Here is a 12,494-nt window from a genome sequence, read left to right as displayed (position 1 = left end):
AAGGTGGTGACCCGCATGAGTACGGATACTCCCGCGCCGACCGCGTCCACACCGGACCGGTACGTCGTCGTACAGCGGTCGGACGAGTTCGCCGGGCTGCGCAAGGCGTTGCGCGGCTTCGTCTTTCCGATGACCGTCGCGTTCTTCCTCTGGTACGCGCTCTACGTGATCCTCTCCGCGTACGCGCGGGACTTCATGGGCACGCGCCTGTTCGGCAACATCAACATCGCGCTCCTCTTCGGCCTGCTCCAGTTCGTCACCACGTTCCTGATCGCGTGGCTCTACTCCCGGTACGCCGCCCGCCGGGTCGATCCCATCGCCGAACGGATCCACGCCAACCTCGAAGGGAAGGGTGACAAGGAGTGAGCGGCAACCTGACGCTCGACGGTGTCGTCGACGGCGTACGCAACCTGGCCGCCGAGGCCGGGAACAGCACCGCCCGGACCCTGACCATCACACTCTTCCTGGTGTTCGTGGCGGTGACGCTGGGCATCACCGTCTGGGCCAGCCGGCAGACCAAGACCGCGACCGACTTCTACGCCGGTGGGCGGTCGTTCTCCGGGTTCCAGAACGGCATGGCGATCGGCGGCGACTACATGTCGGCGGCGTCGTTCCTCGGCATCGCCGGCATGATCGCGCTGTACGGCTACGACGGCTTCCTCTACTCGATCGGCTTCCTGGTCGCCTGGCTGGTGGCCCTGCTGCTGGTGGCCGAGTTGCTACGGAACTCGGGCCGCTACACGATGGCCGACGTCCTGGCGTTCCGGATGCGGCAGCGTCCGGTGCGGACCGCCGCGGCGGTCTCCACGATCACCGTGTCGATCTTCTACCTGTTGGCCCAGATGGTCGGCGCGGGCGCCCTGGTGGCGCTGCTGCTCGGCATCCGGCCCGGCACGACGTTCCTCGGCATGGACGCCGACACCGCGAAGGTCGCCACGATCATCCTGGTCGGCGCGCTGATGATCATCTACGTGACGGTTGGGGGCATGAAGGGCACCACCTACGTCCAGATCGTCAAGGCGTTCCTGCTGATGGGCGGCGCCCTGATCATGACGCTGCTGGTGCTGGCCCACTACAAGTTCAACCTGTCGGCGCTGCTCGGTGACGCGGCGGCCACCTCCGGCAAGGGCAACGCGTTCCTCGAACCAGGACTACGGTACGGCGTCGAGGTCGCCGGCAACGCGACACAGACCTTCTACAACAAGATGGACCTGCTGTCGCTGGGTATCGCGCTGGTGCTCGGCACCGCCGGCCTGCCGCACATCCTGATCCGCTTCTACACCGTGCCGACGGCCAAGGCGGCCCGCAAGAGCGTGCTCTGGGCGATCGGCATCATCGGCACCTTCTACCTCTTCACCCTGGCCCTGGGCTTCGGCGCGGCGGCGCTGGTCGGCGGCGAGGCGATCACCGCCCAGGACGCGGCCGGCAACACCGCGGCACCACAGCTCGCCCAGGCCCTCGGCGTCGACTTCTTCGGCGGCGAACTCGGCGGCGCGGCCATGCTCGCGGTGATCGCCGCGGTCGCGTTCGCCACCATCCTCGCGGTGGTGGCCGGGCTGACCCTGGCCTCGTCGTCCAGCCTGGCCCACGACTTCTACGCCAACGTGCTCAAGCGCGGCGAGGCGTCGGAGCGCCAGGAGGTACGGGTGGCCCGGATCTCCGCCTTCGTGATCGGCGCGGTCTCCATCGTGTTGTCGATCTTCGCGCAGAACCTCAACGTGGCGTTCCTGGTGGCGCTGGCCTTCGCGGTCGCCGCGTCCGGCAACCTGCCCGCGATCCTCTACAGCCTGTTCTGGAAGCGGTTCAACACCTCCGGCGCGGTCTGGTCGATCTACGGCGGTCTGATCGCCGCGGTGGTGCTGGTCTTCTTCTCCCCGGTGGTGTCCGGTGCCCCGTCGTCGATGTTCCCCGACGCCGACTGGCAGTGGTTCCCGCTGTCCAACCCGGGCATCATCTCGATCCCGCTCGGCTTCCTCGCCGGCTGGATCGGCACGGTGGTCTCCAAGGAACGCGACGAGGACAAGTACGCCGAACTGGAGGTCCGGTCGCTCACCGGACACGGCGCGCACTGACCGCCTCCCGGTGCCGGGTGGGACGCACCACCACCCGGCACCGGCAGGTCACGACCGTCGGGTCCGGACACGTCATGCCCGGCCCGGGCACGGCAAGTAGGCTGACGGCATGGTGGTAGCTCAACGTTACGGACAAGGTAACCGGATCCTGGTCACCGGCGGTGCGGGCTTCATGCCGTCCCATCTCATCGATGCGCTGTTGGCCCGGGGTTGCACGGTCGTCGCGGTCGACAACTTCGTGACCGGTTCCAAGAACAACGTCGCCCACCTGGCCGAGAACCCGCTGTTCACACTGGTGGAGGCCGATGTCTCGGACGGCCTTCCGGTGCACCACCCGGCCGTCGCCGACCGGTTCGACGCGATCATGCACATGGCGTCGCCGGCCAGCCCGAAGGACTTCGCCACGCTGCCGATCGAAATTCTGCGGGTCGGTTCGCTGGCCACGATCCACCTGCTGGAGCGGGCCGTCACCGACGGTGCCCGGTTCATCATGGCGTCGACGTCCGAGGCGTACGGCGACCCGCTGGTCCACCCGCAGCCGGAGTCGTACTGGGGCAACGTCAACCCGGTCGGCATCCGCAGCGTCTACGACGAGGCCAAGCGGTTCGCCGAGGCCACGACGATGGCCTACCACCGCTACCGGGGCGCCGACGTCGGGATCGTACGGATCTTCAACACCTACGGTCCGCGGATGCGGCCGGACGACGGCCGGGCGATCCCGACGTTCATCACCCAGGCGCTGCGTGGTGAGCCGATCACGGTGCACGGCACCGGCACCCAGACCCGGTCGATCTGCTACGTCGACGACCTCGTCAAGGGCATCCTGCTGCTGCTCGACTCGACCGAGACCGGGCCGATCAACTGCGGCACCGAGCACGAGGTCACGATGCGGGACCTGGCGGAGCTGATCGTGTCGCTGACCGGCAGTGCCTCGACGGTCACCTACCTGACCCGCACCGCCGACGACCCGGAGATGCGCCGGCCCGATCTGACCCTGGCCCGGGAACGGCTCGGTTATACCCCGTCCGTACCGCCCGAGGACGGTCTGCGACGCACGATCGCCCACTTCAGTGGCCAGATGAGCTGATCGGGCGAGGGGCGGTCCCGACTTCGTGCCGCCATCGTCGTGCCTGAACTGCGCTTTTCGCATCTGTACGTACTCTGAAAAGCATGGCAGCCAGGACGTCTCCCCACGATGGCTCATACCGCCGGACATCGATGCCCCGGAGCGGCTCCAGCGGGTCGGGCCGGATCGCCGGCCGCGCCCAGGTCGGTGCCCAGCCCGGCCGCGCGTCGTACGGCGGCTCCGGCGGCGGTCCACGCCCGCCCGTCGGCCCCGGTGGCACGGTCCGGTCCGGCCGGCGCGGTCCCCGTCCGAGATGGGGGCGGATCGCACTGGTGGCCGGACTCGCGGTGCTGGTCCTCGGCCTGCTGGGGGCCGGCGGCATGTGGGTGTACGCGAGCAGCCTGGAAGACGACCTCGACCGCACCGACGCGTTCTCGAAGATCACCGGGGCGCGGCCGGAGTCGGTCACCGGCGCGCTCAACATCCTGATGGTCGGCACCGACTCCCGCGATCCCGACGCCCCGTTGGACCAGCCCGGTGAGTGGCGCGCCGACACGGTGATCATCATGCACATCCCGGCCTCACACGACCGGGCCTACCTGGTCTCCATTCCGCGGGACCTCTACGTGCCGATCCCGGAGGACGCCGGCGCAGCGTGCGGGACGGGTCAGCGGGCGAAGATCAACGCGGCGTTCGCGTGGGGCGGGCTGCCGCTTGCCGTACACACCGTGGAGTGCTTCACCGACGTGCGGATGGACCACGTCATGGCCGTCGACTTCGGCGGCTTCAAGGAGGTCACCGACGCGCTCGGTGGCGTGGAACTGTACGTCGAGCAGGACACCACGTCGATCCACAAGCCGTTCCGGAAGTTCACCAAGGGCACGAACCACATGAACGGCACCGAGGCGCTCGACTGGATCCGGCAGCGCAAGCAGTTCCCGGACGGCGACTTCGCCCGGATGCGCCACCAGCAGGAGTTCCTGCGGGCGCTGATGGACAAGGCGGTGAGCACGGGCACCCTGACCAATCCGAAGAAGATGAACGACTTCCTCAAGGCGACCACGGCCGCGGTCACCGTCGACGAGGGGTTCTCGCTGGTCGACATGGCCGTCAAGTTCCGCAACCTGCGCGGCGACAACCTGGAGTTCATGACCAGCCCGCACAACGGCAGCGACACCATCAACGGCGAGTCGGTGGTCGTTTCGGACCGGGAGAAGGCGCTCGCGATGTACCAGGCGATGGCGGCCGACAAGATGGCCGCCTGGGTCCAGGTGAACGCGTCGCCGTCGCCGTCGACCGACACCGGCGGCTGATCGCACTGGTCAGCCCGGGTACGGCGGGGCGGACCGGTCGGACGCCGGCCGCCCCGGCGGCGTCTCCGTGGCTACCGACGAGTATTTGGTCACAAAACCGAAACAGGATGAGGGCTCGCGATAACCGATCGGTGTCCGTACAGTGACGTCGGCCCATCGTCCCGCCCCTGGAGTACCAATGCCCGTCGAGACCCCCAGACGGACCCGGTCGGCCCGTTCGGCAACCCCACCCAGCCGTTCGGCCGGCGCCCGGAGCCATTCGAAACCGGCAAAACGCGCCAAACGCAAGGATCCACTCTGGTCGCGGTTGCTGGTGATCGTGGGCGCGTTCCTGATGATGGCCAGCGGGGGGGCCATCGTGGGCAGCAAGGTCCTCATCGACCAGGCGACCAGCAACATCGCCCAGGACGACCTGCTGGGCATGGCCGGCTCGAACGACGGGGGCGGCAACGACCTGGACGGGCCGATCAACATGCTGCTGCTCGGCGTGGACATCCGCAGCGGCCAGGAGAAGAGCGACACCCGGGCCGACACGATCATCATCCTGCACATCCCGGCCACCCACGACCAGGCATACCTGATCTCCATCCCCCGCGACACCGAGGTGACGGCACCGGCGTTCCCGAAGAGCGGCTTCGGCGGTGGCACCGGGAAGATCACCGACATGTTCCAGGCGGGCGCCCAGAAGGGCGACTGGTCCGGCGGCGCGCAGTTGTTGGCCCAGACCATCAAGAACTTCAGCGGCATCACCTTCAACGGCGCCGCGATCATCGACTTCAGCGGCTTCAAGAGCATCATCGACGCGCTCGGCAGCGTACGGATGTGTGTCGACCAGGAGGTCGAGTCGATCCACATGCTGACCCGGGAGCGGGACGGCTACCCGGTCTACATCTCCGACAAGGCCCGGCACTCCGGAGAGAAGCTCAATCCGGTGGTCTACAAGAAGGGCTGCCGGGAGATGAAGGGCTGGGAGGCGCTGGACTTCTCCCGGCAGCGCTACGGCCTGGACAACGGTGACTACGACCGGCAGAAGAACCAGCAGCAGCTGGTGAAGGCGATGGCGAAGAAGGCCATGGACAGCGGCGCCATGACCAACCCGATGAAGATCAACGAGTTGATGAAGGCGGCCGGTGAGGCGTTCATCCTCGACACCGGGGGCACGCCGATCGCCGACTTCGTCTTCACCCTGCGCGGCGTCGCGGCCAACGACATGGTGATGCTGCGTACCAACGGCGGCACGTTCAGCGGCAACGACGCCGGCCGCGAGGTGCTCCAGCCGATCAGCCTCGAGATGTTCGAGGCGGTCAAGAACGACCGGCTCGCCGAGTTCGTCATGAACAACCCGACCGTGATGGCGAACAACAAGTCCTAGCACCACGTCGAGATCCGCAAAACACCATCAACTCGGGCAATTCAACCCCTACGCTGACGTGAGAAGGGTTCACGTCACGCGTGGGGAGGCGTCACGTCCAGATCCGAACGGGCGGCCCCGGACCGGGACCGCCCGACCGGCACCGAGCAGGGCGGCGCGGTCGACGTACGGCCCCGGGGCAGCCCCGGACCACCCCGGCCGCCCGCCCCACGCTGGGCCCGCGGCCTGATCGCCCTGGGCCTGGTCCTACTGGTCCTCGCCGGGGCCGGGCTGACCGGGCTACGCAGCCTCGCCGACCGGTACGGCAACTCGGTGACGACGGAGCAGCTCCTCGCCCCCGACGCCCGCGGCGACCGGGCCGGCGTCACGGGTCCCCTCAACTACCTGCTCATCGGCTCCGACCTACGTGCCTCCAACCCGGGTGCCGGGCAGCGCGCCGACTCGATCGTCATCGTCCACATCCCGGCCGGGCTGAACCGGGCCTACCTCGTCTCGGTGCCCCGCGACCTGCTCGTCCAGATCCCGGCCGACCCGGCCGCCGGCTACACCGGCGGGACCGACCGGATCAACGCGGCCTTCCAGTTCGGCAACGCCGGCGCGACCGGGGCCAAACTCCTCTCCGCCACGGTCACCCTGCTCACCGGAGTACGGTTCGACGGCGCCGCGATCCTCGACTTCTCCGGGTTCCGTCGGGTCATCGACCTGATCGGCGGGGTGCAGATGTGCGTCGACACCGAGGTGCGGTCGATCCACACGGGGCACGTTTTCACCACCGGCTGCCACCAGATGGACGGCGCGCGGGCACTCGACTACGTACGCCAGCGCTACGACCTGCCGAACGGGGACTACGACCGGCAGCGCCACCAGCAGCAGCTGTTGAAGGCGGTGCTGCAGAAGGTCGATCTCGGCGACCTGGTCGCCCAGCCGGTCCGGCTCGACCAGTTCATCCGGGCGGTCGGGTCCTCGTTCACGGTCGACACCAGCGGGGTACCGGTCGAGGACCTGGCGTTCGCGCTCCGTGGCCTGCGCCCCGAGGCCCTGCTCGGGGTGCAGATGCCGACGCACGCGCAGGACGTGGCCGGATCGTCGTACTCGATGCTCGACCCGGCCGCCGACTCGCTCTTCCGCGCCCTGCGCCAGGCCCAGGTGCCGGACTGGACGACGGTCAATCCGGCCTGGGTCAACCGCCTCTAGGGCTGCCCGGTGGTGCCCGACCGGGCACACCCTAAGCTTGGTAGCCGTGTTCGGACGCCAGATCCCCTCCGTGGCCGTGGCCCAGATCGCCGACGACGCCTACGTGCTCGACGTACGCGAACCCGACGAGTGGTCGGCCGGCCATGCGCCCGGTGCCCACCACATCCCGATGATGGAGATCCCGGCCCGCCTCTCCGAGGTGCCCACCGAGGGCGACGTGGTCGTCATCTGCCGTTCCGGCGGCCGGTCCGGGCAGGTCGTCGGCTATCTGATGAGCAACGGCTGGGACAACGTACGCAACGTCGCGGGCGGAATGCACGACTGGGCCGCCGCCGGCCGGCCGGTCGTCAGCACGGACGGGCAGCCGGCCCGGGTGCTGTGAACGGGCCGTTGGTCTTCGCGCACCGGGGCTCCTCGGCGGTGCTGCCCGAGCACACTCTCGCGGCCTACCTGCGCGCGATCGAGGAAGGCGCCGACGGCGTCGAGTGCGACGTACGGCTCACCCGCGACGGGCACCTCGTCTGCGTGCACGACCGACGGCTGGACCGCACCAGCAACGGCACCGGTCGGGTGAGCGCGCGTACGCTCGCCGAACTCGACGAGCTCGACTTCGGGTCCTGGCACACCGCGGCGACCTCGGACGACGAGGTCACCGACATTCCCGCCGACCCGTCCCGGACCCGGCTGCTCACCCTCGACCGGCTGCTCGACGCGTTGCGTGACGCCGGGCGCCCGGTCCGGCTGCTGGTCGAGACGAAGCACCCGTCCCGGCGTGGTGCGACGGTCGAACGAACCTTGGTGGCGATGCTGCGTGAGCGCGGACTGCTCGCCCCCGGCCCGGACGACCCGGTCCAGGTCACGGTGATGTCGTTCTCGCCGCTGGCGGTACGCCGGATCCGCGAACTCGCGCCGGGGCTGCCGACCGTACTGCTGCTCGAGATGCTGCCGCCGGGGCTGCGCGTCGGCCGGCTGCCGTTCGGCGCCCGGATCGCCGGACCGGGCATCGGCCTGATCCGGGCCCGGCCGCACCTCGTACCCAAGCTGCGGGCGGCCGGCAACCGGATCTTCGTGTGGACGGTGAACGAGCCGGACGATCTCGACCTGGTCATCGGCCACGGGGTGGACGGGATCATCACCGATCGGCCGGCCCTCGTGCTCCAGCGGCTCGGACGCTGAGTGACAGGGCTGCCCAAACGACGCCGGAGTTGGCAGACTCTGGGCATGCCGGAGCGCCCCGACTACGCCGCTCTGATCGCCGGCCAGACCGTCGTCATCGAGATGACCAACTCCGGCGAGGCAGGGATTCCCGTCCTCACCCACCTGCTCCGGGTCGCGCAGCGGGCCCTGGGTGCGGGTGGCATGACATTCGTGGAATACCGGCCGGACAGCGGACGGATCATCGCCGCCACCGGCGGGGTCGGGTGGGCGCTCGGCCGGCCGGTCGACCGCGCCGATCCGACGACGGCCCGGCTGCTGCGCGGACCGCGTACCGACGAGGCGCTGGTCGACGACCTGCCCGGTGACCTGGCGCACCAGCTCGCCGGGCAGGGGCTGCGCCGGGTGGTGTCGGCGCGCGCCGAGGTCGGCGGCCTGGTCGTGGGCAGCCTGCACGCCTACTACGCCGATCCGGTCGGCTCGGCCGAGCACCATGCCGTGCTCTCCTACCTCGCCGCCTGCGCCGCCCACATGTACGGCGACCAGGCCGGACTGCCGATCCACGGTGACGGTCCGGTGGTGGCGGCGCTGGCCGACGGCCTCGCGATCGTCGACCGGGACGGCTACGTCAGGCTCTGGAACCCGGCGGCCGAACAGGTGACCGGACACTCGGCGGCACACATCCTCAACCGGCCGGCGCCGTTCCCGCTGCCACCGTCCGGGCAGGTGATCGACCACAGCCTGCCCGACGGGCGGTGGCTGGAGATCACCGCCGGCGACCTGCCCGGCGCGACCTCGTCCCGGGTGGTGACCTTCCGTGACATCACCGACCAGCACCGGCGCGACCACGACCTGTTCGTCGCCGTCACCAGCCACGAGTTGCGGACGCCGGCCACCGTCATCAAGGGGTACGCCGACACGTTGTGCAACCACTGGGACTCGCTGACCGATTCCGACCGCCGGCAGGCGGCCCGGGTCATCGGGCAGCGCGCGGACGAGTTGGCCCGGCTGCTCGACCGGCTGCTGGCGACCGCCCACGACGCGGGCCCGGTGGGCGACGCTCCGCCCGTACCTTTCGACCTGGTCGAGGCGCTTCGGGCGGCGGCCCTGGACCTGCCGGCGGACCTGCGCCGACGGCTGGTCATCGACCTGCGCGGCGACCTGCCCAAGGCGCTCGGCGACCGGGCCAGCCTGGCCACGGTGCTCACCGAGCTGGCGACCAACGCCGACAAGTACTCCCCGCCGGACACCCTGATCGAGCTGACCGCGCAGGCCGACGGACGGACCGTCGGGTTCCGGGTTAGCGACCGGGGCATCGGGGTACGTCCTGACCACGTGGAGCGCGCGTTCGACCGCTTCTGGCAGGGCGAATCGGGCGACCGGCGGCGTTACCCCGGCGCCGGTCTCGGACTCTTCCTGGTGCGGCGGATCGTCGAGCGACAGAACGGCTGGGTCTCCCTGCGTCCGCGCGACGGGGGCGGTACGGTCGCAGAGGTGCGGCTGCCCGCGGATGACACGGCGCGGCCGGCCGCCGGAATGTCCGAGGAGGCACGATCGTGTCGATGGCGTTGGCCGAACGATCCTGGTGCGTGGTCGTTCCTCACCACAGCGGAGGAGCCCGTATCGCCCGGCACCGGCTCGCGGCGGAGCTGACCGACGCCGTACCGCCGGAGCTGCTCTCCGATGCCGTCGCCGTGGTGGCCGAGCTGGTGGGCAACGCCGTACGGCACGCCGACCCGCTGCCCGGCGGGGTCGTCCGGGTGTCGTGGCGGCTGCGGCCCGGGATCGACTCCGACATCGTCGAGGTACGGGTGACCGACGGCGGGGCGGCGGCGCCCCCGACGCTGCGTACGGTCGGTCCGGAGTCGCTCGACGGCCGTGGCCTGTGCATCGTGGCGGCGCTGTCCGGCCGCTGGGGTGTGGAACGCGACGGACTGGGGCAGAGCGTGTGGGCGGAGCTGTCGTAGCGGCGGCCATTTACCCGGTACGCGTCCCACGGGGCGCCGCCGGGGCCTAGGCTGTCTCGCCGTGAGTAAGCGTCGAAAGAACCCCCGGTCCGCCGACCAAGCGCCGAAGCGCGAAAAGGTAGGTGACATCTTCGTCCCCGACCGTTCGAGGGCCTCGCCGACGAGGCCGAGTGGATCGCCCTGCGCGAGCTGGTGCCCGCCGCGTCGGCCCCGCTGACGCTCGCCCCCGATCTGGTGGAGCGCTTCGGGGACCGCCCGGTCACCCTGGCCACGGTGCTGCCGATGGCCTGGCCCGCGATGACCAAGCCGGACGGCCGGATCTTCGTCGGTCTCCAGCGTCACGTGCAGTCCGGCGACGTCTCCCGTGATCTGGCCGTGGCGATCCTCTGCGCGTTGCAGACCACGCCCGGCGGCACCGTGTCGGTCCCCGCGCTGCCCGGTGCGGGCCCGCGCCTCCAGGACGTCCTCGTCGACGGGCCGCTCGACGTGACGATGCACGACGGTTTCGAGTTCTGGCTCGACGACGACGCGGCCGACGACCCGAACGTCAAGGCGTCCCTGGAGCGGGCCAACGCCTCGATCTATCCGACGGTACGGCTCGCGGCGGCCCCGGCCGCCTACTGGTGCCGGGTGCCGGACAAGGGACACGTCCGTTGGGTGCTGCCGGACCAGGAGGACGCCGCGTTGGCGGCGTTGTCCAGGCTGAGCGCGGCGGGTGAACTGCTGCTCGGGAGCGGGACGAAGTTCGCCGGGATGTTCCGGGCACACGGCCTGCTCGTGCCGGTGTGGGACATCCCCGGCGAGCCGGAGGCCGCCGAGTGGGAGGCGCCGCTGGCCGAGTTCGCGAAGCGCTACGAGGAGGCGCTCGCCGACACCGAACCGCTGGACGCGGCGGCGCGGCGGGCCCGGCAGGGCCTGCTCGGCCGCCAGCTCACCCTGCGCTGAGCCCTCGTCCCGAGCCGCTCGCGGCGTCGGGCCGACCGGCGTGCTCCGGCCGTGGCCGGCTCAGCCTGCCGACCCGGCCGGCAGGGCGAGCGGTGACCGGACGATCGGGCACGACATGCATCGCGGACCGCCCCGGCCGGAGCCCAGCTCCGAGCCGGGGATCCGGATGACCTCGATCCCGGCCCGCTCGAGCTGCGCGTTGGTCTCGATGTTGCGCTCGTACGCCACACACAGCCGGGCGGCGATGGCCAGGGTGTTGTTGCCGTCGTCCCACTGTTCGCGTTCGGCGGTGACCGGGTCGAGTCCGGTGTCGATCACCCGCAGCGTGTCGATGTCCATCGCGTCGGCGGCGGCCCGCAGGAAGGGGGCCGGCCCGTCGACCTGCGGTTCACCGTCCGGGCCGGCGATCACCGTGTAGGCGACCAGGGTGTCGGCGATGGCGGGATACATCAGGACGGCGTCGACGTCGACCATGGTGCAGACCGTGTCGAGGTGCATGGTGGCGCGCTCCTGCGCGATCGGCACGACCAGGATGGTGTGGGCCAGCCCGGCGGCGAAGACCCGGCGGGCCAGCCGTTCGGCGCCCGCGGGCGTGGTCCGTTCGCCGACTCCGATCGCGATGACGCCGGGGCCGAGCAGGAGCAGGTCGCCGCCCTCGAGCGGTTCCAGCCCGGGCTCGTACGCGAACCGCGTCCCGCCGAAGCGTGGATGATGCCGGTAGATGGTGTCGAGCAGGGTGGTCTCCCGGCGCCGGGCGCGCATGGCCAGGCTGGTGACCGCGGCGTGGTCGCGGACCCAGACCGACGAGTCACGGGTGAACAGCAGGTTGGGAAGCGGATCGATCACGAAGTCGTGTTCGTCCATGAGGGTGTGGACGAGGCCGCCCGGCCGGTCCCAACTGGTCCGCAGCTCGTGCCGGGCGAGTCCGGCGATGAGGATGTCGGCGAGCCCGGTCGGATCAAGGTACGCCAGATGGTCGGAAACTCTTCGACTCAGGGTGTCGCCGAGCCGCCGATCGGCGAGTATGATCTCCGTCAGCTCAGCTCGGGCCGCCGGCACGGCCAGTGTCTCAGCGAGCAATTCTGCGACATACAGCACTTCTACGCCGCGGGCGCGCAGCGCCGCCGCGAAGGCGTCGTGCTCCTCCTGGGCGCGACCAACCCACGGTATGGCGTCAAACAGCAGGTCATCGTTGTTCCGCGGGGTCAGCCGGGCGAGTTCGCGGCCGGGCCGATGCAACAGGACGGTGCTCAGCCGCCCAACCTCACTGTCGACGTAATGGGTCACAATGGCAGCGTAGGACCTTGCGTTGGCACTATCTGGCAAAAGAGGCGTGGGGTGAATGAGGCATTCATCCTCACTCACTCCGGTTTTGGGCCTTGCCCGACAGACGGTGTCACCACGTAGGGT

10 protein-coding genes and 2 pseudogenes are annotated in these 12,494 nt (G+C 70.1%); 11 read left to right on the top strand and 1 reads right to left on the bottom strand.

Translation table 11 applies throughout. From position 1 onward, the window contains the following. The first annotated feature begins 15 nt into the window (after positions 1 to 15). From Prubr_RS12685 to Prubr_RS12635, 11 genes and pseudogenes are all read left to right on the top strand, one after another. Positions 16 to 366, top strand: coding sequence for a DUF485 domain-containing protein (locus Prubr_RS12685; RefSeq protein WP_212825122.1), 351 nt, complete (start codon positions 16 to 18; stop codon positions 364 to 366). Positions 367 to 410: 44 nt separating this feature from the next. Beyond that, the gene (locus Prubr_RS12680) at positions 411 to 2,072 is read left to right on the top strand and encodes a solute symporter family protein (RefSeq protein WP_212827948.1); all 1,662 of its coding nucleotides are present in this window, start codon (positions 411 to 413) and stop codon (positions 2,070 to 2,072) included. Between the two features lie 109 nt (positions 2,073 to 2,181). Continuing rightward, the gene (locus Prubr_RS12675) at positions 2,182 to 3,159 is read left to right on the top strand and encodes an NAD-dependent epimerase/dehydratase family protein (RefSeq protein ID WP_212825120.1); all 978 of its coding nucleotides are present in this window, start codon (positions 2,182 to 2,184) and stop codon (positions 3,157 to 3,159) included. 83 nt (positions 3,160 to 3,242) lie between these two features. Then, positions 3,243 to 4,451 (top strand): LCP family protein, encoded by a 1,209-nt coding sequence (locus tag Prubr_RS12670; RefSeq protein ID WP_212825118.1) that lies wholly within the window; start codon positions 3,243 to 3,245, stop codon positions 4,449 to 4,451. Positions 4,452 to 4,764: 313 nt separating this feature from the next. Next, complete coding sequence (locus Prubr_RS12665) at positions 4,765 to 5,823, top strand: LCP family protein (RefSeq protein ID WP_246568937.1); 1,059 nt, start codon at positions 4,765 to 4,767, stop codon at positions 5,821 to 5,823. Between the two features lie 312 nt (positions 5,824 to 6,135). Then, a complete protein-coding gene (locus Prubr_RS12660) occupies positions 6,136 to 7,017 on the top strand; it encodes an LCP family protein (RefSeq protein WP_485020592.1) in 882 nt (293 codons plus the stop codon). Between the two features lie 46 nt (positions 7,018 to 7,063). After that, a complete protein-coding gene (locus Prubr_RS12655) occupies positions 7,064 to 7,399 on the top strand; it encodes a rhodanese-like domain-containing protein (protein ID WP_212825114.1) in 336 nt (111 codons plus the stop codon). Beyond that, positions 7,396 to 8,193, top strand: a complete 798-nt coding sequence (locus tag Prubr_RS12650) for a glycerophosphodiester phosphodiesterase (protein ID WP_212825112.1) — start codon at positions 7,396 to 7,398, stop codon at positions 8,191 to 8,193. The genes Prubr_RS12655 and Prubr_RS12650 overlap by 4 nt, the downstream gene beginning before the upstream one ends. Positions 8,194 to 8,238: 45 nt before the next feature. Further along, positions 8,239 to 9,678, top strand: a pseudogene (locus tag Prubr_RS12645) (sensor histidine kinase); the annotation flags it as partial. 56 nt (positions 9,679 to 9,734) lie between these two features. Beyond that, positions 9,735 to 10,139, top strand: a complete 405-nt coding sequence (locus Prubr_RS12640) for an ATP-binding protein (RefSeq protein WP_212825108.1) — start codon at positions 9,735 to 9,737, stop codon at positions 10,137 to 10,139. Positions 10,140 to 10,200: 61 nt separating this feature from the next. Further along, positions 10,201 to 11,084: pseudogene (locus tag Prubr_RS12635) on the top strand (DUF5926 family protein). Between the two features lie 60 nt (positions 11,085 to 11,144). On the opposite strand, the gene Prubr_RS12630 reads toward Prubr_RS12635, so the two are convergent. Next, positions 11,145 to 12,374: an arginine deiminase gene (locus Prubr_RS12630; protein ID WP_212827946.1), complete on the bottom strand. Its 1,230-nt coding sequence runs from the start codon at positions 12,372 to 12,374 to the stop codon at positions 11,145 to 11,147. Positions 12,375 to 12,494: the final 120 nt, after the last annotated feature.

Origin of the sequence: Polymorphospora rubra (assembly GCF_018324255.1) — a bacterium.
Classification (GTDB): domain Bacteria; phylum Actinomycetota; class Actinomycetes; order Mycobacteriales; family Micromonosporaceae; genus Polymorphospora; species Polymorphospora rubra.
The sequence above is the reverse complement of the archived record's forward strand: the minus strand, read 5'-3'. Positions and strand labels throughout refer to the sequence as shown.

Excerpts from the sequence above, each read along its gene's own strand:
- Prubr_RS12685 (WP_212825122.1), top strand. The coding sequence starts at position 16 with ATGAGTACGGATACTCCCGCGCCGACCGCGTCCACACCGGACCGGTAC.
- Prubr_RS12675 (WP_212825120.1), top strand. The coding sequence starts at position 2,182 with ATGGTGGTAGCTCAACGTTACGGACAAGGTAACCGGATCCTGGTCACC.
- Prubr_RS12670 (WP_212825118.1), top strand. The coding sequence starts at position 3,243 with ATGGCAGCCAGGACGTCTCCCCACGATGGCTCATACCGCCGGACATCG.
- Prubr_RS12640 (WP_212825108.1), top strand. The coding sequence starts at position 9,735 with ATGGCGTTGGCCGAACGATCCTGGTGCGTGGTCGTTCCTCACCACAGC.